23 protein-coding genes are annotated in these 24,178 nt (G+C 50.6%); 16 read left to right on the top strand and 7 right to left on the bottom strand.

Annotation, left to right across the window (positions count from 1 at the left end; translation table 11 throughout):
• Positions 1-198: hypothetical protein (locus tag AC0YNZ_RS22500; protein ID WP_475828743.1), on the bottom strand; the 198-nt coding region annotated here is incomplete at its 3' end.
• Between the two features lie 287 nt (positions 199-485).
• The gene (locus tag AC0YNZ_RS22505; RefSeq protein ID WP_475828744.1) at positions 486-1,097 is read right to left on the bottom strand and encodes a superoxide dismutase; all 612 of its coding nucleotides are present in this window, start codon (positions 1,095-1,097) and stop codon (positions 486-488) included.
• Positions 1,098-1,454: 357 nt separating this feature from the next.
• On the opposite strand from AC0YNZ_RS22505, the gene AC0YNZ_RS22510 reads away from it, so the two are divergent.
• From AC0YNZ_RS22510 to folE, 8 genes are all read left to right on the top strand, one after another.
• Complete coding sequence (locus tag AC0YNZ_RS22510) at positions 1,455-1,877, top strand: GNAT family N-acetyltransferase (RefSeq protein WP_110771325.1); 423 nt, start codon at positions 1,455-1,457, stop codon at positions 1,875-1,877.
• 111 nt (positions 1,878-1,988) lie between these two features.
• Positions 1,989-2,546 (top strand): DUF402 domain-containing protein, encoded by a 558-nt coding sequence (locus tag AC0YNZ_RS22515; protein WP_475828745.1) that lies wholly within the window; start codon positions 1,989-1,991, stop codon positions 2,544-2,546.
• Entirely contained in the window at positions 2,543-3,166 is a 624-nt protein-coding gene (gene lepB, locus AC0YNZ_RS22520) for a signal peptidase I (RefSeq protein ID WP_475828746.1), read from the top strand. The genes AC0YNZ_RS22515 and lepB overlap by 4 nt, the downstream gene beginning before the upstream one ends.
• A gap of 70 nt (positions 3,167-3,236) precedes the next feature.
• Complete coding sequence (gene rnhA / locus AC0YNZ_RS22525) at positions 3,237-3,671, top strand: ribonuclease HI (protein ID WP_475828747.1); 435 nt, start codon at positions 3,237-3,239, stop codon at positions 3,669-3,671.
• Positions 3,672-4,865: a tRNA epoxyqueuosine(34) reductase QueG gene (queG, locus tag AC0YNZ_RS22530; protein ID WP_475828748.1), complete on the top strand. Its 1,194-nt coding sequence runs from the start codon at positions 3,672-3,674 to the stop codon at positions 4,863-4,865.
• Complete coding sequence (locus AC0YNZ_RS22535) at positions 4,858-5,388, top strand: methylated-DNA--[protein]-cysteine S-methyltransferase (protein ID WP_475828749.1); 531 nt, start codon at positions 4,858-4,860, stop codon at positions 5,386-5,388. The genes queG and AC0YNZ_RS22535 overlap by 8 nt, the downstream gene beginning before the upstream one ends.
• 129 nt (positions 5,389-5,517) lie before the next feature.
• Positions 5,518-5,739, top strand: coding sequence for a YneF family protein (locus AC0YNZ_RS22540; protein ID WP_110771328.1), 222 nt, complete (start codon positions 5,518-5,520; stop codon positions 5,737-5,739).
• Between the two features lie 32 nt (positions 5,740-5,771).
• The gene (gene folE / locus AC0YNZ_RS22545; protein ID WP_110771329.1) at positions 5,772-6,365 is read left to right on the top strand and encodes a GTP cyclohydrolase I FolE; all 594 of its coding nucleotides are present in this window, start codon (positions 5,772-5,774) and stop codon (positions 6,363-6,365) included.
• An 85-nt stretch (positions 6,366-6,450) separates the two neighbouring features.
• Here folE and AC0YNZ_RS22550 read toward each other — a convergent pair whose 3' ends face one another.
• Together AC0YNZ_RS22550 and AC0YNZ_RS22555 are read right to left on the bottom strand one after the other, a co-directional pair.
• The gene (locus AC0YNZ_RS22550; RefSeq protein ID WP_475828750.1) at positions 6,451-7,536 is read right to left on the bottom strand and encodes a Fe-Mn family superoxide dismutase; all 1,086 of its coding nucleotides are present in this window, start codon (positions 7,534-7,536) and stop codon (positions 6,451-6,453) included.
• A gap of 81 nt (positions 7,537-7,617) precedes the next feature.
• The gene (locus AC0YNZ_RS22555; RefSeq protein ID WP_475828751.1) at positions 7,618-8,673 is read right to left on the bottom strand and encodes an alpha/beta hydrolase; all 1,056 of its coding nucleotides are present in this window, start codon (positions 8,671-8,673) and stop codon (positions 7,618-7,620) included.
• A gap of 252 nt (positions 8,674-8,925) precedes the next feature.
• On the opposite strand from AC0YNZ_RS22555, the gene AC0YNZ_RS22560 reads away from it, so the two are divergent.
• Positions 8,926-9,669 carry an IclR family transcriptional regulator gene (locus tag AC0YNZ_RS22560; protein ID WP_475828752.1) on the top strand — a complete coding sequence of 248 codons (744 nt, stop codon included), beginning with the start codon at positions 8,926-8,928 and terminating at the stop codon, positions 9,667-9,669.
• 418 nt (positions 9,670-10,087) lie between these two features.
• Here the strand turns inward: AC0YNZ_RS22560 and acnA are convergent, their stop codons facing one another.
• On the bottom strand, positions 10,088-12,802 hold the full coding sequence (gene acnA / locus AC0YNZ_RS22565) for an aconitate hydratase AcnA (RefSeq protein ID WP_475828753.1): 2,715 nt from the start codon (positions 12,800-12,802) through the stop codon (positions 10,088-10,090).
• Between the two features lie 370 nt (positions 12,803-13,172).
• Between acnA and AC0YNZ_RS22570 the strand changes: the two genes are divergently transcribed.
• From AC0YNZ_RS22570 to AC0YNZ_RS22600, 7 genes are all read left to right on the top strand, one after another.
• Positions 13,173-14,492, top strand: coding sequence for an amidase domain-containing protein (locus AC0YNZ_RS22570; protein WP_475828754.1), 1,320 nt, complete (start codon positions 13,173-13,175; stop codon positions 14,490-14,492).
• 23 nt (positions 14,493-14,515) lie between these two features.
• Positions 14,516-15,631, top strand: a complete 1,116-nt coding sequence (locus AC0YNZ_RS22575; RefSeq protein ID WP_475828755.1) for a D-alanine--D-alanine ligase — start codon at positions 14,516-14,518, stop codon at positions 15,629-15,631.
• Positions 15,632-16,481: 850 nt separating this feature from the next.
• Complete coding sequence (locus tag AC0YNZ_RS22580; RefSeq protein ID WP_110771334.1) at positions 16,482-16,799, top strand: hypothetical protein; 318 nt, start codon at positions 16,482-16,484, stop codon at positions 16,797-16,799.
• A gap of 3 nt (positions 16,800-16,802) precedes the next feature.
• Positions 16,803-17,834, top strand: a complete 1,032-nt coding sequence (gene uvsE / locus AC0YNZ_RS22585; RefSeq protein ID WP_475828756.1) for a UV DNA damage repair endonuclease UvsE — start codon at positions 16,803-16,805, stop codon at positions 17,832-17,834.
• Positions 17,835-17,939: 105 nt separating this feature from the next.
• The gene (locus AC0YNZ_RS22590) at positions 17,940-18,758 is read left to right on the top strand and encodes a sulfite exporter TauE/SafE family protein (protein ID WP_475828757.1); all 819 of its coding nucleotides are present in this window, start codon (positions 17,940-17,942) and stop codon (positions 18,756-18,758) included.
• A gap of 107 nt (positions 18,759-18,865) precedes the next feature.
• A complete protein-coding gene (locus AC0YNZ_RS22595; RefSeq protein ID WP_475828758.1) occupies positions 18,866-19,720 on the top strand; it encodes an inositol monophosphatase family protein in 855 nt (284 codons plus the stop codon).
• 102 nt (positions 19,721-19,822) lie between these two features.
• Complete coding sequence (locus tag AC0YNZ_RS22600; protein ID WP_475828759.1) at positions 19,823-20,983, top strand: PQQ-dependent sugar dehydrogenase; 1,161 nt, start codon at positions 19,823-19,825, stop codon at positions 20,981-20,983.
• Between the two features lie 389 nt (positions 20,984-21,372).
• Here the strand turns inward: AC0YNZ_RS22600 and AC0YNZ_RS22605 are convergent, their stop codons facing one another.
• Positions 21,373-22,683: a glutamate-1-semialdehyde 2,1-aminomutase gene (locus AC0YNZ_RS22605; RefSeq protein WP_475828760.1), complete on the bottom strand. Its 1,311-nt coding sequence runs from the start codon at positions 22,681-22,683 to the stop codon at positions 21,373-21,375.
• 86 nt (positions 22,684-22,769) lie between these two features.
• Positions 22,770-23,834, bottom strand: a complete 1,065-nt coding sequence (locus AC0YNZ_RS22610; protein WP_475828761.1) for an LCP family protein — start codon at positions 23,832-23,834, stop codon at positions 22,770-22,772.
• Positions 23,835-24,178: the final 344 nt, after the last annotated feature.

Below are 24,178 nucleotides of genomic sequence, written 5' to 3' on the forward strand. Positions count from 1 at the left end.
GAACGGTCCGGGTCCAGGAGGGAACGGTCCGGGTCCAGGAGGGAACGGTCCGGGTCCAGGAGGGAACGGTCCGGGTCCAGGAGGGAACGGTCCGGGTCCAGGAGGGAACGGTCCGGGTCCAGGAGGGAACGGCCCGGGTCCAGGCGGGAATAAGCCGCCCGGTCCGCCCGGCCCTCCAGGTCCACCTGGCATGATCATACGCGGTCCCCCGCAGCCGCAATCGCTGCCGGCTCGAGCTGGCTGCTGCGGATCCGCGAGAAATTGTTGCTCGTTAGCGTAAGTATAGTCCATGCAAGCATTCAGTCTCCTTCACGAAACAAATTAGGCATTTATCCTTATTTATCGTATGCGGCAAATGCCCATCCGGTGTTCGCAAGTTTTGGATGAAAGGTCATCAGCATGACTGTCCAAGACTTAGAAGGTGACGAAACGCAAAAAACGGCGCCTCCTCATAGGTGAGGAAAGCGCCGTTTTGGAAAAAAATATTATTTTGCAGCTGCTTCGTAACGTTTGCTAACTTCATCCCAGTTAACTACGTTCCAGAACGCCGCGATGTAGTCAGGGCGTTTGTTTTGGTAGTTCAGGTAGTAAGCGTGCTCCCATACATCAAGGCCAAGGATCGGCGTTTCGCCTTCCATGATCGGGCTGTCTTGGTTAGGAAGGCTGTATACTTTCAATTTGCCGTTTGCAACCGCAAGGAATGCCCAGCCGCTGCCGAAACGAGTTGCTGCTGCTTTAGCGAAGTCCGCTTTGAAAGCTTCAAAGCCGCCAAGCTCGCTTTCGATCGCTGCTGCAAGAGCGCCAGAAGGTGCTCCGCCAGCGTTTGGAGCGATCGTTTCCCAGAACAAGCTGTGGTTAGCATGTCCGCCGCCGTTGTTGCGAACAGCAGTACGGATAGCTTCAGGAACGCTAGCAAGATCGGAGATTAATTCCTCGATCGATTTGCTTTGCAATTCTGGAGCGGACTCCAAAGCTGCATTAAGGTTAGTCACGTATGCGTTATGGTGACGGCCGTGGTGAATTTCCATAGTAGTCGCATCGATATGCGGCTCAAGTGCGTTGTGCGCGTACGGCAAAGCAGGTAGTTGATGTGCCATTTTTTTACAGCCTCCTAAATGATATGTAGTTATCCAAATCCATTATCCCTTATCCGATCGAATAAATCAACATTATTGTTTCAAAAGTCGGAAGGGCAGGGATGTCAAACATAACCTGCAATAGGTTATCACTGTCCTATCAAAATTATGCAAATTAGGTAAAGAGAACCTGAGCCAGTTTACATAAAAACAGATCAAAATCATGTAAGCGCTTAAAATGAAGCGTTTTCAAGAGATAATCGATGATTTGTTTAATTTTTTTAAGGAATATTAAAGATAGAAGCAGGATTTCGTTAAATTTTGTCGTAATATAAACTAAATGCAGTACTATGACATGGTATAGAAGGTGTAATTTATATGAATGTTCGTTCCTTCCAGTTGTCCGATTACCGACCAATTACAGCACTTCTCGAAGATGTTCTTACAGAAGAGTGCTACGAACAAACGATGGAAGCTTTTGCCCGCCAGTTGTCATGGGATAGCGATTTAGTTCTAGTCGCTGTCGAAAATTCCGAAATTGTGGGCATGATTATCGGTACGATTGATAATAACAAAGGTTATTATTATCGAATTGCCGTCTCTCCTCTCCACCAGCGGAAAGGAATCGGCAAAGCGCTCATCCAGGCATTGCGCCAGCGTTTCGAACAGCGCCATGTTACAAAGATACTAATTACCGCGGACGAGCACAATGAGCCAGTCTTACCTTTGTATGAGTCGATGGGGTACGTAGCCAACGATTTTATCAGATCGTTTCAGAAACTGAGCATTGTAGCGGGTTAACGCGAACTTTACTGCATGTTAGTTTGTACGCAGGGCATATCTGCATCGCCATTGCTTTTGGCGGTGAGATATGCTTTTCTTATTACTATACACTTTTATGAGGAGAACGGGATGGAACCATACCGGCACTGTGTCATCAAAAGCTTCAAACATAACGGTCACCTTCACCGTACATGGCAGCAGAATTGGCTCGTTCCGGATGAACGGCTTGCTGGCGGGCATAAAGAGGAGTCCATGATCGTACTCATTAACCGCCAAACGCCAATTCAAGAATCTGACGGTAAGATATGGGTGAGCCGCGTGCCGGCAGTCTCCTTTTTTATACCAGGGCAATGGTTTAATGTCGTCGCTTTGCTTGAGGAAGGAGGCATTCGTTATTATTGCAATATTGCCTCACCGCCGTATTTGCAAGGGAATGTACTGACCTATATCGATTATGATTTGGATGTTATCCGCACGGTAGACGGCGGAAGGTTCGTAGTTGATCAAGATGAATACGAAATGCATAAAGCAGCCTATCACTATCCGAAAATGGTCGATGACAAGGTGCAGGAGGGGCTCGAAGCGCTTCTTGGCCGAATCGATCAAGCGCGGTCTCCTTTTGAGGATCAGATTGTGACGCATTATTATGAGGATTGGCTGAGACGAAACGATGAGGTGGAGCAATGAGTCTGCTGAGCCGGGAACATGAGCTGGACGAAAATAAGGCAGGAATTGCGGGCAAGGAAAGCCTGTCTGCCGAAGCTGCTGCGAGCGACCATTCCACATGGCTGGCGGAGCTGTTAGATTGGACAAAAACATTGGTTATTGCTTTTGCGGTTGTCATGCTTCTGCACTTTTTTGTATTTAACTTATCCAAAGTCGAGGGGCATTCGATGGAGCCGACGTTAACGGCGCATGAGTGGCTCTTTGTTAATAAATTCGTTTATTTGGTCGGCAAGCCAAAGACCGGGGATGTCGTTATTTTGAAGGAACCGAATACGGGCGCAAAAGAAGAGAAGTATCTCGTGAAAAGGGTAGTCGGCGTTCCCGGCGACCGCATTGAGATTCACAACAAGCGGTTGTACCGTAACGGCAAGCTGGCGGACGAGCCTTACACGGACACTTTAATAGAAGATATGAGCTACGGGCCAGAGATAATCCGTGAAGGCCATTACTTTGTCATGGGAGATAATCGCCACGCTAGAGCCAGCCTGGACAGCAGATCGTTTCATGCTGTGCCGGAAGAGCTGATCCGGGGCAGAGCCGATTATATATTGTGGCCGTACAAACAGATAAAATCGCTTTAATCGCTGTCCGCATCAGGAGAGCAGCAGGTTGCAGTCCACAAAATCCGGAAACCTTTAAGGAGGGGCTACAATGAAGGACGTTATGATCTATACGGACGGGGCCTGCTCCGGCAACCCGGGTCCGGGCGGCTGGGGCGCGGTGCTGTTTTTTGGCGTTCATCAGAAGGAGATTTCCGGCGGCGAGAAACATACGACGAATAACCGCATGGAAATTCAGGCGGTGATCGAGGGCTTGAAGCTGCTGAAGGAGCCTTGTCAGGTCAAGGTTTATAGTGATTCAGCATATGTTGTGAATTGCTTCCAGAAGGGCTGGATTCACGGTTGGCTTCGCAATGGCTGGAAAAACAGCAAGAAGGAGCCTGTTGAGAACCAAGAGCTGTGGAAAGCGCTGTGGGAGCTTATGAAAAAGCATAAAGTCGAATACGTGAAGGTAAAAGGCCACAGCGATAACGAATGGAACAATCGCTGTGACGAGCTCGCTCGTGAAGCTGTTAAACGGTTATAGATGATGACAAACAAGTGGGCAAAGCTGAAGGAAGAGATGCTGAGGGCCGCGCCAAGCCTAGGCATCGACAAAATCGGGATCGCATCCGCAGATCCGTTCGTATCATTAAAGGATATCTTGCTTAGGCACCGCGAGCTTGGCAGGGAATCCGGCTTTGAGGAGCCGGATATCGAGAAACGGACGAATCCGGCGCTTCTATTCGATAATCCGCAGTCGATCATCGCGATCGCAATTGCTTATCCGTCGAAGCTGAAGGATCCTCCTAAATCGGAGCCTGGAGCGAGGCGGGGCATTATGTCGCGCTCAGCTTGGGGAGACGATTACCATAAGGTGCTGCGTGACCGGCTTGCGAAGCTGGAAGCATGGCTGAGGGAGCGCGTGCCGGATTTGCGCGTAGAGAGCATGGTCGATACCGGCGCCTTGTCGGACCGTGCCGTCGCGGAGCGTGCAGGCATTGGCTGGAGCGCGAAAAACTGCTCCATTCTCTCCCCTGAGCTCGGTTCATGGATGTACCTCGGAGAGATGATCACGAATGTGCCGTTTGAGCCGGATGAACCGGTCACGGAAAGCTGCGGCTCATGCACAAAATGTATTGACGCTTGTCCGACGGACGCGTTAGTTGGGCCAGGCCAATTGAATTCCAGCCGCTGCATCTCCTATGTAACACAGACAAAGGGAATGCTATCGGATGAGTTTATGCGCAAAATCGGAAATCGGCTATATGGCTGCGATACATGTCAGACCGTCTGTCCGGTTAACCGCGGCAAAAACTGGACGCATCAGCCGGAGCTGCAGCCCGATCCGGAGCTCGTAAAGCCGCTGCTGGTTCCATTGCTTACAATAGGAAACAAAGAGTTTCAAGCGAGATATGGAAGCACCTCCTCCGCATGGCGCGGCAAGAAGCCGATCCAGCGCAACGCCGTCATCGCGCTCGGCAACTTTAAAGAGGCGAGCGCGGTACCGGATCTGATTCGCGTTCTTGAGCAGGATACGAGGCCGGTTCTGCGGGGCACGGCAGCTTGGGCGCTCGCGCGAATCGGCGGCGAGCAGGCGGAGGCGGCGCTGCTTGCAGCTTCGCATAAAGAGAGCGATGAGGAAGCGCTGCAGGCTATAACGACTGCGATCGATCAAATAAATTCGCTTGCCAAGAATACGCAGCAGCAGCCGGAAGCAGGTGTTGGTACAAGTGATTGAACAGCTTTATGCGGCTGAGATCGGCTCGCCTATCGGGACGATGACGCTCACGGCAGCGGACGAACATATTTGTCATTTGGATTTCGCTCCCTTTGAAGATTCAGGGGAAGGACTCCGGCAGTGGGCGCTGCGCCAAATTGGACCGCAGGCTGCGGACATCAGGCGCATTGAAGCGTCAGCCCATCCGCAGCTGAAGGAAGCGGACAGGCAGCTGCAGCTTTATTTTGCAGGAGAATTGCGGCAGTTCGAGCTTCCGGTTCAGCTGTTTGGCACGCCGTTTCAGCAGAAAGTATGGGCAGCCCTGCAGCAAATTCCGTATGGCGAGACGCGCACCTATAAAGACATTGCGGTGATGCTCGGCCAGCCGGGCGCGATGCGAGCCGTTGGCGGCGCAAACAATCGCAATCCCGTATCGATCATTGTGCCTTGTCACCGCGTGATCGGGGCTAGTGGTCAAATGGTCGGTTATGGCGGAGGACTGCCGATTAAGATCGCGCTGCTTGAGCTGGAGAAGAAAGCGTAATACAAGCTTACAGGCTGCCTTATAAAGGTTGCGCTAAGCGCTAAGCTGTTCATTGCGAACACAGGGTGAACATGCTATCATGGGAACATTATACACAGCTGGAGATTTAGAAAGGGTCAGGTGACAGGTATGTCTTGGGTTAACATTGTAGTGCCAATCGTTACTTTATTAGCGGGAGCTGTAGGGGGCTTCTTTATTGGCGTATTCTATCTGCGGAAGCAGCTTGAGAAGATGCAAAACGATCCTGAAATGATTCAAAAGATGGCTAAGCAAATGGGCTACAACTTGAATAAGCAGCAAATGCAAAAAGCGCAGCACATGATGCGAAATCAAAAAATGCCTCGGAGATAAAACGTGAGGGGGGCCGGAAGGAGAATTAAGAAATGGCGGGAAGGAAAGATTACGTCAATTCGAGTGTAGAGAGCAACCGGGAGCAGATTGAACACCATATAAAAGAAATTTTGAAGCTGATCGGCGAAAATGTAGAGCGTGAAGGTTTGCTGGAAACGCCTGCCCGCGTAACCCGGATGTATGAGGAAATTTTTGCCGGCTACGAGGTTGATCCGCGCGAGGTGCTTGGCGTGACTTTCGATGAGCAGCACGAGGAGCTTGTCATCGTCAGAGATATTGTATATTACAGCCAGTGCGAGCATCATATGGCGCCGTTCTTCGGGAAAGCGCATATCGGTTATATCCCTAGCGGCAAGATAGCGGGGCTCAGCAAGCTTGCGCGTCTCGTTGAGGCGGTTACACGCAGGCTGCAGGTCCAAGAGCGCATAACGTCGCAAATCGCCGACATTCTCGATCAGGAGCTTGCGCCGCATGGCGTCATGGTCGTCGTAGAGGGCGAGCATCTGTGCATGTGCGCGCGCGGCGTGAAGAAGCCTGGCAGCAAGACGGTTACGTCCGCTGTGCGCGGCGAGTTCCGCAGCAGCTCGGCGCTGCGTTCGGAGTTCCTTGCATTGCTGAAGCAATAAGCTGGCCTATATTAGAAAGTCCGACGGGAGAATTGCTCCTGACGGACTTTTTTTTAATTGATGGTTCGCGATCACCAAACTTTTCTCAGAACGGCACCCACACGAGCTTTCGAGCTTCCTCAAACCGTTCATTCACATAAGGCCAATTGACCACGTTCCACCACTCCTGCACGTACTCGGGGCGTCTGTTCTGATGCCTCAAATAATAAGCATGTTCCCATACGTCTAACGCAAGCAGCGGAACGACATCCCATTGCGATAAATTTTGATGCTTCTCTGCGGTTAAAATTTCGAGCCGTCTGCTGCGCGGACTCCATACCAGAATAGCCCAGCCGCTGCCCTCGATCTTCGCTGCGGCCTCGCTGAACTGCTTCATGAAGGCAGCAAGGCTGCCGAAATCGTTTAGGATCTGGTTGCTGAGCGCCCCCGTCGCCTCGCCGCCGCCGTAGGGCGACATCACGTTCCAAAACAGCGTGTGCAAATAGTGGCCGGCACCGTTGAAAGCGAGCTCGCGTTCCCAATGCTTTACGAGCTCGAAATTGCCGGTTTCGCGTGCTGTCTGCAGCTGAAGCTCAGCTATATTTAAGCCGTCGACGTAGGATTGGTGATGCATATCATGATGAATCCGCATCGTATGCTCATCGATATAGGGCTCAAGAGCATCATAAGCATAAGGCAGGGGAGGCAGCGTATGTCCGCCGACCGGTACTTGCTGGAGAGGGGGGCGCTGCTCGCGGTTGCCAGGACTGTTCGCAGCTTGGCGATAAGCGCTCATTAAGCCGATATAATAGTTGGATTCGCGGATGGAATGCGAAATGACGGTTTTGGATATGGATGAAGATACGGCTGCCGTTCGCTCTGTTATTTGCCTCAGTTGATCTACGTACGTAAGCGATTGTTCAAGCGCAGCATCCACGAGTGCTTCAACGGATTGCTCCACATGTGACGGCAGACGAGACGGGAAGGGCAGCCATTCGTCCAGCCATTGGTTCGTATAAAGCGCGGTTTGAGAGAAGATCGGCTCCCAAGATTTAAGAAGCTGCACATACTGGCGTTCCAGCTCCGGAGCCGCTTGGACAATAACGGTGGCATGCTCCTTCTCCTGCAGCTTCCAATGCCGGATTAATTCCATTACTCGTATGGGCATGAGCGTTCCATAAACAAAAAGCACGACCATCGCCTCCTATGTCGCAACATGTGCATCTATGTTAGATGTATTCGTTGCTATTTGGGCTTATGTCGTGCTTCCTGACTATATTCTTTCTGACTGGAGCTGCTGATCGACTTGGCTTAGAAATAAGGCGGCTCTTTGGATATATTCACTCGGATGAACTTGAAACAGCAGCTCGTGCTTGCCGTCCTGCACGATCCATGAGCGGGAAAGCATATTGCCCTGCTCCTCAGCAATAGCTTCGGCCGTTTTGTATGAAGCTTTAACATCGTTCGTACCATGAATAATGAAAAGCGGTATATCATAGACGTTCGAGATTACCTCGCTTGCCGGAATAGAGCCAAAGCTTGTACCGGTCCAAAGCGGAATCATCGATTCAATGAGCGGCAGCGAGAAACGCGGCAAGGAAACAAACTGATTCAGATTATCAAATAACGCCTCAGGGCTCGGTATAAATAAGCTGTCGAGTATCATCGCATCTATCTCATCGGTCTGAAGCGCTGCTTGCAGGGCGGTTCCCGCACCCATTGAGAAGCCCCAGACGACGATTTCCCCGGCGCCGCGGGATTTGGCATAATCTACAGCTGCGAGCAGCTGCTGCGATTCCTCAAGGCCGCCGGTGGCCGGAGCTTTGTACTCCTTCGAGGCGTAGCCGTAGTCAAACAACAAAATATTATAGTTTAAGCCGTGCAGCAGCTTGGAGAGCTCATACATCGGCACCCATGATTCTTCGCGATTAGCGCCATAGCCATGGCTGAATACGACAGTCCGCGCCGAGGCTGCGGCTCCGCCCGCATCGGTTTCTGCTGGAATGAACCAGCCGCTGACCGTTGTCTCTCCGCTCTTGCTGGGGAATACGACATCCTCATAATCCAGGCCGATAGCCGCTTGAGGATTAGAGGAAAGGGGAGCGACAAAAGGAAAAGCAAGCATCCAAGCGACATATCCATGAAAAATAATGACTGCAAGCAGGCACATAGCAGCCAGGGAAGCGATGGAAGCAACCAGCAGGTGCTTGCCGCGGCTTCTTGATTTGCGAAGCAGGAAAAGGCTGTCGGAATCTCCCAAAGGGAAGGGCTGAAGGCTTTGCGGAAATCCGCCTTCTAGTGGCAGTGGTGTCATTATAGTTGTGCTCATGTCGTATTCCTCCCTCTGCAAGCAACCGGCTGTCGGACTAATTCATCCCAAGGCTGAAAGCGCTTATCATTTCTAGTCCTTTTATCGTAGTCCGGTCCTAAAGGCCTGTCAATTGATGTCGAGGTAATGTTATTCATTTGTAATATTGCTGTAACGTAAAGATCTTTTCTTTACGATAATGGAAGCGATGAGTTATACTGAATGAGAATCGGTTTCATTGGATGAAACTTTTAGAAAGAGAGGTGCGGCTGCATGGAAGATGGGAAATCGACGGTTCGGGCAGTGGATCGAGCGCTTGATATATTGCTGTGCTTTACTTCGAAAACGGACTGGGCAATGACGGAAATTGCCGAACATGTCGGCCTGCACAAAAGCACGGTTCACCGGATGCTCGCTACACTAGAGGAGAAGGGCTTCATCGAGCGGGATCGTTCGACTGACCGTTATCATTTGGGTTTGAAAATGTGGGAGCTGTCCGCCAATCTATCGCGGTCAGACGATCAAGCAACGATATGGCTGCCGGAAATGGAGCGGCTTCGCGATAAGCTGGGAGAGACAGTTAGCATATATGTAAGGGACGGCTCCGAGAGGATCCGCATGCAAGCGGTGCAGAGCAACCAGCCCGTGCGGCGGGTAGCGCCTGTCGGCGTAAGGCTGCCGCTTTATGCAGGCGCGTCGAGCAAGGTGCTCATTGCCTATTCCGATCCGATCACGCAGGAAAGTATTTTTGGAGATCCGGCTTGGTTATACTCGATTGATCTGGATCAATACAAGCAGCAGCTTGAAGAGATTTGCCTGCAGGGATACGCCACCAGCTTCGAGGAGCGCGAGCCGGGAGCAGCGGCATTGTCCGCGCCTATCTTTAACCGGAAAGGGCAGCTGACGGCCGCATTATCTGTATCAGGTCCAGCAAGCAGGCTCACGCTGCAGACGATGAAGGAATACGCACCCGTCATGATCGAATCCGCCAAGCGGATGGGAATGATGATTTTATAGCAGTGAAGAAACAGCAGGCTGAGGCGGACCTCAAACCTGCTGTTTTTTTATAGCTATTTAAGCTGTAGGAATGATTGAAAGAGCTTCATGCATGCTGGCTATGTCATCGCGTGTTATCCCAATCAGAATTAGCTATATTGTTTAGCCGCATGATAGGAGCTCGTTTTCATTGAGACGGTACGTCTATCCTTATACGACTCAGCGTACTGCCAAATTTAATTTCAACTTATCCGGATGGTACTTTCTCGACGCAAGGGCTTGCCGCGTTCTGCAGCTGAAAAAAAAGAGCTTTGCCGAAAGGACGGCAAAGCTCTTTTTTTGAAACTTATACAATGCTTCTATTTCACCGCGAAACGAGCTCTTGCCGTCTTTAGGCTGCAAAAGCCGGTTACGCTTGGTTGCGCAGCATGTATGCTGCTTAGTTCATGTTCGCGATCATTTGACGAAGTACCGTTTGCAGGATACCGCCATTGCGGTAGTAATCAACGTCAACCATCGAGTCAAGGCGCACGATTGCCGGGAAATCGAACGACGTGCCGTCTTCGCGAGTAGCTGTAACAGTAACTTGCGAGCCTGGCGTAACATCGTTGTTCAAGCCAGCGATATCGAACGTCTCGCGGCCAGTAATGTTAAGCGTCTTCCAGCCTTGGCCTTCTGGGAATTGGAGCGGCAATACGCCCATACCAACCAGATTGGAGCGGTGAATACGCTCGAAGCTTTCAGCGATAACGGCTTTAACGCCGAGCAGGTAAGTTCCTTTTGCCGCCCAGTCACGGGAGCTTCCTGTACCGTATTCTTTACCGGCAAGAACAACAAGGTTTTTGCCGTCTTTTTGATATTTCATCGATGCGTCGTAGATCGACATTACTTCATCAGTAGGCAGGTAAGTCGTTACGCCGCCTTCTGTGCCTGGAGCCACTTGGTTACGAATACGAATGTTAGCGAACGTTCCGCGCATCATGACTTCATGGTTACCGCGACGGGAGCCGTAGGAGTTGAAATCTTCGCGTTTAACGCCGTTTTCGATCAAGTATTGGCCGCCCGGGCTGTTAACAGTAATGTTACCGGCAGGCGAAATATGGTCAGTCGTTACGGAATCGCCCATAAGCGCAAGCACGCTTGCCGAATGAATATCTTCGATATCCGATAGATCGGAACCAAGGTTTTCGAAGAACGGCGGGTTTTGGATGTAAGTCGATTTTGCATCCCACTCGTAGCTTTCGCCTTTAGGTACCGAAATAGCGTTCCAACGCTCATTTTGTGTAAATACGTTCTCGTATTTGTCGCGGAACATTTGCGGTGTAAGAGCCGCGGACATAGCATCGTTAACTTCTTGCGAAGTTGGCCAAATATCTTTCAGGTATACCGGCTTGTTGTCTTCGGTATAGCCGATTGGCTCGGTAGTCAAATCGATGTTTGTCGTACCGGCAAGCGCATATGCGATAACCAGCGGCGGAGAAGCCAAGTAGTTCGCTTTTACCTGCGCGTGAACGCGGCCTTCAAAGTTACGGTTACCGGAGAGAACAGCGGATACCGTCATATCGTTGTCGGCAATTGCTTTGCTTACTTCGTCCGGAAGCGGGCCGGAGTTACCGATACATGTCGCGCAGCCATAGCCGGCAACGTGGAAGCCGAGTGCTTCAAGCGGCTCGAGCAGGTTTGCTTTAGTCAAATATTCTGTAACGACGAGCGAGCCCGGCGTCAGGGAGCTTTTTACATAAGCTGGCTTCTTAAGTCCAAGTGCTACTGCTTTCTTAGCGACAAGGCCGGCGCCGACCATTACGCTTGGGTTAGAAGTGTTCGTGCAGCTTGTAATCGCGGCAATAACGACTGCGCCAGTGCCCATTTTGCTCACTTGGCCGTCATTGTGGTTAACCGTAACGAATTGATCGATTTTCTCATCAGTCAGACCGTATCCGCCTTTTTCGATTGGCGTGCGGATGATGCTGTTGAAGGATTCTTTCATTGCAGTCAGCTCAACGCGGTCTTGAGGACGCTTCGGTCCTGCAAGTGAAGGAACGATCGTCGAAAGATCGAGCTCAACGATGTCAGAGAACACAGGATCTGGAGTCTCATCCGTACGGAACATGTCTTGAGCTTTATAGTAAGAGTCAACAAGCTCGATGAGATCTTCCGAGCGGCCTGTTTGGCGAAGATAGCTGAGCGTTTCGTTATCGACAGGGAAGAAGCCGATTGTAGCGCCGTATTCCGGAGCCATGTTGGCAACCGTTGCGCGGTCAGCAAGACTGATGTTAGACAAGCCAGGGCCGAAGAACTCGACAAACTTACCAACAACGCCTTTTTTACGCAAAATTTGTGTAACAGTAAGCGCAAGGTCAGTCGCCGTGGAGCCTTCTGCCAGCTTGCCAGTCAATTTGAAGCCGATTACTTCAGGCATAACGAAGTAAAGCGGTTGGCCCAGCATACCAGCCTCAGCCTCGATACCGCCAACGCCCCAGCCTACAACGCCAAGACCGTTGATCATCGTTGTATGGGAATCCGTACCAACGAGGGAATCAGGGTATACGACAGTTTCGCCATTGATTGTTTTAGTAGCGGCAACGGATGCCAAATACTCCAAGTTAACTTGGTGAACGATACCTGTGCCCGGCGGAACCGCGCGGAAGTTATCGAATGCTGTTTGTGCCCAGCGAAGGAAACGGTAACGCTCTTCGTTACGCTCAAATTCAACCTTCGTGTTATATTCAAGCGCTTCAGGCGTGCCAAATGCGTCAACCATTACGGAGTGGTCAATTACAAGGTCAACCGGTACGAGCGGGTTGATTTTTTTCGGGTCTCCGCCTGCTTTTTTCACAGTATCACGCATAGCCGCCAAGTCTACGACAACCGGTACGCCTGTGAAATCCTGCAATACGATACGGGCAGGGATGAAAGGAATTTCTTTATCTTCGCGTCCGTCAGCCCATGTAGCAAGCTGCTTTACATGCTCAGGTGTAATGGCGCGGCCGTCAAATTGACGAACAGCAGCCTCAAGCAATACTTTGATGGAAAAAGGCAGCTTGGAAATGTCGCCTAGTCCTTGCTCTTCAAGTCCGCCCAGGCGGTAGTAAGCGTAAGATTTGCCACCAGCGTCCAGCGTTGTGCGAACCGAATAATGATTTTGTGTAGACATCGTCATTCTCCTCTTTGAATGGAATTCATGTTTCATTCTGTGAAACACGATTTCAAAATCGCTATATCTATAGTATATCGTTAAAATAGTCCTTCCGTAAAGTCCAATTATGTCTTATCGCGCCTGTAAACGGCATGAAAATCGAACTGAACGAATGTTACATGAAACGAATGACGGCTTCATATAATGAAGCAGTTAATCAGCGTTAAGCTTAAGGCAAGAGAGCTTGCTGGTGATCTCATGCAGCCTAAGGCTGTTTACAGTGTTTGCGCCTGAAATATAAGGATGAATAAGGATAAATCTGATCATCGGCTTATATTTCTGCGCGAAACGTTTTTTGCATTCACAACATGGTCAAGGAGGGATTGCTATGCCGCGAACGGGTAACCGGGGACAGGGCATTCAGGGCCAAAAGCATAATCAAGCACCGTCCAAGCCGATAGCATCTCAGCGCAAGCCGCAGCAAAAAGTTGTGGCACATGCTGTCCCAAAACAGCTGTCGCCATCCGGGCCGCAACCGGAGCGACATGCTGAAACGGCTAATCATGCGCTTCAGAATCAGGAAAGGGCTAATCAAGAAGCAAAGTCCGTCAGACAACAAACTTCAAAGCTTAATTCGCTTTTGCGTTCATCCGATTACGATCAGCATAGGCAGCAAGGGAATCTGCAGGGCTGGAAATCTGCCGTTCATCGCTATGTGAGCCTGTACAATCAAGCCGAAGCGAATCAGCATGCGACCGTGCTGACCGATTACGTGACCGACCATGAGCACTGCGACCGTCTCCGTTGCAGGCTTGAACGTCTGCGCGAACGCGATTTGCTAAGAGGCGCCCTGCCGGCAGGCAGCGAGACGAAAGCAGAACTCATGCGCGTTAATGAATCGTCCAGTGAAGTTTCTGTGCTCATTCGGCTCCACATCAAAAGAAGGATGGAGCAGTCTGGGCGTTTTTACATGGAGGAAAGATCCGAATTCGAGCGTCTCTGGCTTGGGTTGTCAGGCGGTGCCTGGGATGTCCTGCGGGTTGAACCGATCATAGCGGAGCGCAGGCCGCGATTTGGCACAGCTACAGATAACTGGATGACCGTCGATGACCATTCGGAGCTATATGGCGATTTATCGTCACCGTCAACACCATACTTAAATTATGACCTATTACAGCAATTCAAAAACCGGCCGTCGGGTATTCGTTACAGGAGAGATTTGGCTGCTGCGTATGCGGACCGCTGGTGGAACGAAGGGAACCCGTCATACGAGCTTTTTGAGGTGAATTGTACCCATTACGTGTCTCAGTGCATCTTTGCAGGCAATGCTCCGATGAACTATACTGGTAAAAGGGAAACGGGCTGGTGGTATAAAGGCCGAAATAAAGGCAGCGAATGGTGGAGCTACAGTTGGGCGGTATCCAATGCATTTACCAATTATTTGAGCGGCTCCAAGTCTACGGGCTTGCGCGCGGAAGTTGTGCAATCCGCAGATGAGCTGCAGCTTGGCGATGTCATTACGTATGACTGGAATGGCGATCAACGCTTTCAGCACAGCACAATCGTAACTGCCTTTGACTCGTTCGGAATGCCGCTAGTGAATGCCAACACTGTCTCCAGCAGGCATCGTTATTGGGATTATCGTGATTCCTATGCATGGACGGAACAAACGAAGTATCGTTTTTTTCATATTGCTGATCTATTATAAATTATTGTACCGGAGGATATGCCATGGGGAGCAAGGTTCGAGTAGGTTTAGTATACGGGGGGAAATCGGGAGAGCATGAGGTCTCTCTGCAAACGGCTTACGCAGTAATGGGTGAATTCGATTATAACAAATATGAAATCAAACCTTTCTATATCACGAAACAAGGCGAATGGAAAACGGGAGATGCTCTGCAAGCCCGTCCCGGCAGCGTGGATGAGCTCCGCTTTACAGCGAGCGAGGCGAAGCAAACGGGCTTCGCGCTCGCTCCATTGTTTGCGGGCCTAAACGCAGGAGAGGCCGCTGCCAGCGGCGAACCAGGCATTGATGTCGTATTTCCGTTATTGCACGGCACATTCGGCGAGGATGGCACCATTCAAGGGCTATTCGAAATGGCTAATATCCCTTATGTCGGAGCGGGCGTTCTCGCTTCTGCTGTCGGGATGGACAAGATTATGATGAAAAAAGTGTTTGCCCAAGAGGGCTTGCCGCAATGCATATTCCGCTACTTCAACAGGACGCAATGGGAAAGAGACGCTTCCTTCTTCATCATGGAATGCGAAGTCGCGCTCGGCTATCCGTGCTTCATCAAGCCGGCCAATCTGGGCTCCAGCGTCGGCGTCTCCAAAGCTAAAAACCGCGAAGAGCTGGTTGCTGCCGTTAACTATGCATTCCGTTTTGACCGGAAGGTAATTGTGGAGGAGTTCGTGGACGCTCGTGAAATTGAAGTAAGCGTACTGGGCAACGATGATGCCAAAGCATCCGTACCCGGTGAAATTGCACCGTCGAACGAGTTTTACGACTACAAAGCCAAATATATCGACGGGAAATCGACGATGCAAATTCCGGCTATTTTGCCGCTAGAAATTACAGAATCCGTCCGTGAAATGGCCGTTCGCGCATTCCAGGCGATCGACGGCTCCGGTTTGTCGCGCGTAGACTTCTTCCTTCGTAAAGACGACAACCAGCTTTTCATCAACGAAGTCAACACCTTGCCCGGCTTCACGCCATTCAGCATGTACCCGCTAATGTGGAAGGAAACCGGCATTCCATATAAAGAATTGTTAGATTCCTTAATCTCGCTGGCCCTATCGCGCCACGCCGAAAAACAACGTATAGACTACACTGGCGACTCGGTATAATAGCGGGTGATGCGGTATGGCTTCTTAAGATAGATTGAGCTTGAATGCGATCGAACGCTCTCACCGCGCTTTAGATGCAAATGATCGAACTAAATCAAGCCGATCCTAACACAAGGGGCGATTAGTTGTATCTCGTCGAACTAAATGCCCATATATGAGCAGTCAAGATTAAAAGGTGCTGTTTAGTTTCGTAAAATGAAGCTAAACAGTACTTATATCTAACAGTTCCAAAAGTAAGCTCGCAAAATGAAACTAAATAATAATCTGATTCCAATAACAGGACAGGCTTAACATGTCCCGCAGGTACAGCGATAGCGTTTGTATCAGCAAGGGGTATGAGAAGTTAAGCGAGTCCCTCAGGACGAAAGCGATCCACCACAAACGCAACTTGCAAGCGTCTCTGCGCCTCCGTCGTTAGTTCTGTTAGGTTAATAAAGTAATCAGGTGCACCAAAAGTTAAGCGTGTCCCGCAGGGACGAAAGCGATCCTTGGCAAACGCAACTCGTTAGCGTCTCTGCACCTCCGTCGTTAGTTCTGTTAGGTTAATAAAGTAATCAGTTGCACCAAAAGTTAAGCGTGTCCCGCAGGGACGAAAGCGATCCTTGGCAAACGCAACTTGTTAGCGTCTCTGCACCTCCCGCGTTAGTCCAATTGCAGGTGTCCAGAGGGTGCAACCCTTGGGACCCTCCCTTGGAAGGGAGGGTTTGGGTGGGTTCGAAAAGCTTTTTGAAGGTTCGGTATAAGGTTCGGTATTAAGCCTTTAAAAGTTTGGTATTAAGTCCTTAAAGGTAAGGTTTCGTATAAACCTTTGAAGGCCTGGTAGAAATTTCACTGAAAGGAGGGAAACAATATGGGTTTTGCAACTGAGTTTAATTCTGTCTGCAAATTCAAGTCCGAACAAGAGCTGTATGAATTGATGGAGTACGGTCGGGGCAAAATGGTTAAGAGCGGCTTTCGAGTATTTCCGACTGGCCAGAAGGTTATTGCTTATACGCCAGCCAATGAGGCGATTGCGATTGTCCGCATCTTAGCTTCTATCGCGGAAATTAACTTTCAAGGCGAGGAAGTAACACAGGTGGAGATGGAGCTCGTGAGAAAGCTGACCGAGGAAGAAGCAAGGATTCAAACAGCGCTTGCCTTTGAAATGTTTTTTGGAGAGAAGGCTTAATCGATGATCGTTAGATTAGGCTTTGTCGCGATGAGCTTGCAGCTTGAGAATGCATCTCCGTCCAGAACGATGACGTTCACAAATTTCTCGAAGCTGGACGACCGCGAAGCGGCGATCCGGAAGCTGGAGAAAATTGCGGAGGAGAACCTGCGGAACACACTGCGGATTTTGAAGCTCTGCAAAGCTAACGGCATTCAAATGTACCGATTCTCGTCCAAGCTCATTCCGCTTGCTACACATCAGGAATTAGCTGATTGGAATCCTTTTCCGGCGCTAGCGCCCTCCTTTCGGGAGATTGGCGAATTTGTCCGGCAAAATGGCATGCGAGTGTCCTTTCATCCGGATCATTTCTGCGTGTTCAGCACGCCGAGGCCGGAAGTGCTCGCGAAGTCGGAGCTGGATTTGCTTAATCATATTCTCATGCTGGAGGCAATGGGGCTGGACGAGACGGCAAAGTGCAACATACATATCGGTGGAGCATATGGCGACAAGGCTGTAGCTGGGGAACGGTTCATTCGTCAGTTTAGCGCCTTGTCGCCTCGTTTTAAGCATCGGGTTACGCTCGAGAATGACGATAAAACGTTCCATGCAAGGGAGACGCTTGAGGCAGCGGAGCAGGCGGAAGTACCTATGGTGCTCGACATTCATCATCATGCCGTTAATCCGGGAGACATCGGTGAGGACGAGCTATACAATAATTTGTGGCCGCGAATTGTGCTAACCTGGCAGAAGGAACGCGAGCGGCTGGGCTGCACGAGTGCGAGCCAGCTTCCTCCCAAAATCCACGCATCCAGTCCCAAAAGCATATCCGATCCGCGCAGCCATGCGAACTTTGTGGAGGCGGAGCCATTCGTTCATTTTTTGCGCCATGCCGCCCGCAGCACCGAGTATTTGGACTGCATGCTGGAAGCCAAGAGCAAGGACGAAGCTTTGATCAAGCTCATCGAGGATTTGAAGCAGATGGAAGCATGCGGCGAAGGCGTCACGGTGCTGGATGGCGGACGCGTAGAAATTGCCCCTCATAATCAGCATTAACGGTTGTATGGAAGCACCGTCAAGGCCAGTCCTTGACGGTGTTATTGTATCGACAGCCCCTCAGTAAGCCAATTATTACGTTTCTGAAAAAAAGGTGATATTATCATGGAATGGATACTTCTTGTACTGCTCGGCGTCGTAGCAGCCATGTTCGGCAGCATCGTCGGGCTGGGCGGCGGCATTATTATCGTTCCAGTTTTAATGCTGATCGGTCCGGTGCTGACGGGCGGAATGATCGGACATGCAACGGCGGTCGGCATTTCGTTAACGGTTCTGGTTGTTACGGCGCTCGCTTCAACGCTGAGCTATGCTAAACGAAAAATCGTTGATTTCCGCAGCGGTTGGTTATTTTTTATAACGAGCGGTCCTGCTGCTCTGCTAGGCTCTGCGCTGACGGGCTTGCTTCCGGCAGGCATATTCCAGCTCGTGTTTGGGGTTTTTATGCTGCTGATGGCATCGCTCTTAATTGCTCGAGACCATATGAAACCGTTTTCCAAACAATGGCCGATCGTCCGTACGATAACGGATGCAACGGGAGAGGTTCATACGTACAGCTATGGAATCATGCCGGCGTTAGCCATCGGTTTTGGCGTTGGTCTGATGTCAGGTTTGTTCGGGATCGGAGGCGGATCGTTGTTCGTGCCGTTAATGGTGCTGCTGTTTCGTTTTCCTCCGCATATGGCGACGGCTACATCGATGTTCGTCATTTTTTTGTCATCCATACTTGGAAGCGGCATGCACGCCTATTTGGGAGAGACGAATTGGCTGCTCGTGCTTGCATTAGTGCCTGGCGCGTGGATCGGCGGAAAGCTGGGGGCGGCAATCGCGGTGAAAATGAGCGGCAAGGGCTTGTTATGGCTGCTTAGAGTAACGCTTATTTTGCTGGCCGGCCAATTAATTATTGAAGGTTTGAGATCGTTTTGATACTGTGAGAATAATCGTATGCGAAACTTGATACGAGCTTCATACGTAATAGATCACTGCATGGATAGAATGTTTGTGAATTTACATAGAGGGAAGAGTGATGGACCGTGAGTGACCAGAATAACGCTTCCGTTGTAGGCGGGAAAAGTTTTACAGCTGTCGCTATCAATTGCGCTTCGAAAGCAGGAGAATGGATTAAGACGAAGCTTGGAAACTATGCGAACCTTGATATAAAGTATTCCTCACATGATCTTGTAACGGAAGTAGACAAAGGCTCGGAGCGCCTGATTAAAAATTTAGTTATGACCCATTTTCCCCATCATTCGTTTTTGGGCGAGGAGGGTGTGGAGCCCGGTCCGGAGGCTTCGACGCGCGCGCTTGAGAATATTCGCGACGCTGAATATTTATGGATTGTCGATCCGATCGACGGCACGACCAACTTTGTGCATGGCTTCCCTTATTTCTGCGTCTCGATCGCGCTTGCGCATAACGGCGAGGTTATTGTCGGCGTCGTTTATGATCCGATGAAGGATGAGATGTTTGTCGCGGAAAAAGGAAAAGGAGCTTACGTCCATGGGAAAAGGATGCAGGTGTCCAAGGAGGATACGCTGCGCGGAAGTCTGGTTGCAACCGGACTGCCGGCCGATCACCATTACGCGCTTCCACTCAACCTGAAAGGCATACAGGCGGTTGCACCGCAGGTTCGAAACCTTCGTATCGCCGGTTCTGCCGCGCTGCATATGGCTTATGTCGCATCAGGACGATTAAGCGGATTTTGGGAGATCGGACTTAGCTGCTGGGATCTGGCTGCAGGCTCGCTGCTCGTGCAGGAGTCTGGCGGAGTTGTAAGCAATACGCTGGGCAAGCCATACGATTTGGGCGTTCGCAATGTTGTAGCGTCGAACGGACATATTCAGGATGAGCTTATCAAGGCGCTTGCCGATGCGGATGCAACCGAATAAACACTTAGGACAGCGGTCCTGCAATATTTGCAGACTCGTTGTCCTTCTCTTTTTTTAAAATACAAAAAAGAGATTGATATAGGGAGGAGGAATCAAAGGACGATGACTGCTAAGAAACGGATAGCCGCGCTAATCATGATTACGGTGTGCTTAGGCATGCTGGCAGCTTGTGAATCAAACGAACCGTCCGCATCACCCCCATCGGCAAATGCTCCGGCGGATACGGCAACCGGCAAGCAGGAAGAAACGGAAACGAGCGGAGAAACGTTGGAACCGGATGATACAGCAGCAGCCTATGATGTGCTTGCGGAAAAACTGCGGGTTCCTTGGGTCATAACGTTCGATGGCGACATTGTCTACATCAGCGAGCGGGAGGGCAGCATTGTGAAGCTTGAGGGCAGAGAGCTGACGCGTCAATCCGTTCATTTGCATAAAGAAGTACACGGCAACGGAGAAGGCGGTTTTCTCGGATTTCTGCTGGCGCCGGATTTTGCACAGTCTAAAACAGCATACGCCTATCATACGTATGTGGAAAATGGCCGTATTTTGAATAGAGTCGTTCTGCTTAAGCAAAATGGCGGGCAATGGGACGAGGTGCGTGCGCTGCTCGAAGGCATACCGGGAGCCGCCAACCATGATGGCGGACGGATGGCAATAGGGCCGGACAAGCTGCTTTATGTGACGACAGGAGACGCTCAGCAGCGGGAGCTGGCGCAGGATGTTAATAGCTTAGCAGGTAAAATATTAAGGATGACGCTTGACGGCAAGGTGCCGGTTGATAATCCGTTCCCTGCATCTTACGTGTATTCTTACGGGCATCGCAACCCGCAAGGGCTTGCATGGAATGATAAGGGCGTGATGTTCAATACGGAGCATGGTCCCTCAGGAGACCCCGGCGGGCATGATGAAATCAACATCATAGAGGCGGGAAGAAATTATGGCTGGCCGGTCATTTATGGAGATGCCCGGAAGGAAGGCATGGTTTCGCCGATTTACAACACAGGGGAAAAAGCGATTGCGCCCTCTGGTACGGCGTTCGATGAGCGTAACCGTCTGCTGATTGCGACTTTGATGGGTGGCGCTCTTTACCGTTATGATCCGGCAACGAAGGAAATGGCAGTCATATTCGAAGGCGAAGGCAGACTGCGTGACGTGAAAATAAAGGACGGCCGCATCTACGTTATCACGAACAATACCGATGGTAGGGGCATTCCGTCGGAGACGGATGATCGTTTGCTGCTGTTGAATCGTATAAACGGATAAATCCGATGTTTACGGGAGGAAAAAAGAAGGGTGTTCCGGCAGCGTTACAGCTGCTGGGACACCCTTCTTGCCAGGTAATCTAGCGAAAGACCGCTATTTCACGTTCTCTGAGGCTATATTGTATATTTGCAGTACAGGAGACGCTTTCTCTGCCATGCGTGGATCTATCCTGCACTTTTGCAAGGTAGCGGACTATAATGCGCTGAATGGTCGCCGGAACTAAGTACCATATTGCAAATGTACAAGATAGATTGTCATCCGAGTCATAAATGTGAAAAGTTACTGCTAATTTACACTATAGCCCTCGTGTCAGCGCGAAAATATCTGCTATACCCGCACCCCAATCAGGAGATTGGAGTGGATACGACAGGTAAGGTTTAGACCATTAATTATAAATTGGCAAAAGCATGATTAACGGCATCAATCGTTTCGTCAATGTCAGCTTCGGTATGCGCGGTTGTAAAGAACCAGGCTTCGTATTTGGATGGCGCAAGGTTGATGCCCTGATCCAGCATAGCTTTAAAAAATCTGCCGAACAGCTCGCCGTCCGTGTCCTGCGCTTCATCATAGTTCGTCACTTTGTGGTCGCAGAAATGTGCCGAGAACGAGCCGCGGATTTGATTGATCGTAAGCGGAATGCCGTTTTGCTTCGCGGCAGCATGTAAGCCTGCCGCCAGCTTGGCAGCGAGCGCGTTCATTCTGTCGTAAATACCCGGCTCCTGCAGCAGCTCCAAGCAGGCGATGCCTGCCGAGATGGAGGCAGGGTTGCCAGCCATCGTACCCGCTTGATACGCGGGGCCGAGCGGTGCGACCTGCTCCATAATTTGCCGGCGCCCGCCGTAAGCGCCGATGGGAAGTCCGCCGCCGATGATTTTGCCAAGCGCGGTCAGATCCGGCTCGATCGCTTGATGATCAGGGAAAGCGGCATACGTCTGAGCCGCGCCGTAGTGGAAGCGGAAGGCACTGATCACCTCGTCATAAATAACGAGTGCGCCTGCATCGCGAGTGAGCTTGCAAAGCCCTTCAAGGAAGCCCTCGTGCGGCATCACCATGCCGAAGTTGCCGACTATCGGCTCTACCATGACAGCGGCTGTCTCGTCACCCCAGCGCTCCAAGGCAGCCTTCAGCGCTGGCAGATCATTAAACGGAACCGTAATGACCTCGCTCGCGATGCTTGACGGTACGCCGGCGCTATCTGGAATGCCAAGCGTGGATGGACCGGAGCCGGCCGCGACGAGCACAAGATCGGAATGGCCGTGATAGCAGCCCGCGAATTTGATGATTTTGGTTTTCTTCGTATAGGCGCGCGCAACACGGATGGTCGTCATAACTGCCTCTGTGCCGGAGTTGACGAACCTAACCTTATCGAGCGACGGAATGGCTTCTTTCAGCATACGGGCGAGCGTAATTTCAAGCTCCGTAGGCGTGCCGTACAGCGTGCCGTTTTGCGCGGCGCGTACGATGGCTTCCGTAATATGCGGGTGGGCATGTCCGGTTATAATCGGGCCGTAAGCGGCTAAATAGTCGATGTAACGGTTATCGTCGACATCCCAGAAATAAGCGCCTTCGCCGCGTTTCATGAACACCGGAGCACCGCCGCCAACCGCTTTGTAGGAACGGGAGGGACTGTTAACGCCCCCGACAATATGCTGCAGCGCTTCTGTATAAAGCTGTTCGGAATTTGGTCGTTGTATCGTCATGGAATGAGGCCTCCAACAGTAATGGTAGTAGTAAGTTAGCAGCAAAATACACGCAACATCAAAGCGCCGTTGCGTGTATTTATAAGTTACTGCTGATTATTGCCGGCAGTTGAACTGCCCGTTTCGCCGTTATTTGTCGCGCCGTCTTCCGGTACAGCCGTTTCTGTAGGCTCAGGCACAGTATCATCCTGCTGCAGCGTCATTTGCACGTAGGAGCGCAGCTCGTCCTCGTCGCTTATTCCAATGACGGATGCGCCGCCGACACGGTCTTCCGCGATGAGATCCATCGGCGGTATTTGCGTCGTGCTGGCTACATGGCTTTTGACGCCAAGCTGTCCGAGCTTCAGCATATCAGTAACGCTTATATTCATTTTCACATAAGGCTCGACGCTGTCGAGAATTTTCTTCATGCGGATAATGTTCCAAGTTGATTGCAGCTCTTTCGACACCGCCTGCAGGAAGTTTCTCTGACGTTCGGTACGCGTGAAATCGCTCATGGCATCATGGCGGAAGCGGACGTACTGCAGCGCCTTGTTGCCGTCGAGCAGCTGATAGCCTTTTTTGAGATGGATATCATAGCGGTTATCGTCTGCGTTATCTACATAATCCATATCTTTCTCGACATCGAAATAAATGCCGCCAATGGTATCGATCATCGCTTTAAAGCCTTCGAAATCGGTATATACATAATATTGGATGTCGAGTCCGAGAAGATCGCCGACTGTTTTCATCGCAAGCGGAAAGTCACCCAGCGTAAGCGCCGTATTAATACGGCCTCTGCCATGTCCTTCTATATTAACGTACGTATCCCGCAGAACGGAGAACAGATGCGCTTTTTTTGTAACGGGATCGAAGGAAGCGACCAATATGGAGTCTGAACGGGCGACCTGACCCTCATCTACACCACGGGCATCGCCGCCAAGCAGCAAAATATTAACGCGTTCCGTACCTTCCCATTCCGGTATAGGAACAGGCGATGCTTCCGCGCCCTCAGTTGGCGTCTTAGAATCTCCCGTGTCGCTGAAGTTATCCAGTGCATTATAAATTCCAACGCTCCAGAAAATGACAAATGCTGCTGTTGCGCCAACAATTACAGAGAGGCTGATAAATAACCATTTCCATCTTTTTTTCTTATTCGTTTGTTTACGCATTTCGTTAGACGTGCTCCTTTCAGATGATGCCTGATCTTTTTGTACCAGAGAGGATACATTACAAATGTAAGCATGAGCAACGATGGCATAGAGAATGGTCCGCTTCCCGAAAAAAAGTCAGCGGAGCTGTTTATGCTAGAAATATAAGAACGCATAAGGAAGTGCTTTATCATAGCTTATATTTCATCAGCAAACGAAAGCCGCGGTGCCATCGGCAGAGCCAGCCGTTTACGCTAGGCGTGAACTAATGTATGATTACATATCATAAAATTATAAAGCTGAACGACATGCAGAAGCAAGTTTTATCGTTTTAAGCGAAAAAAGATCGCTATTTCCTAGGAAAT

This window comes from Paenibacillus sp. J2L1-98 (assembly GCF_056269405.1).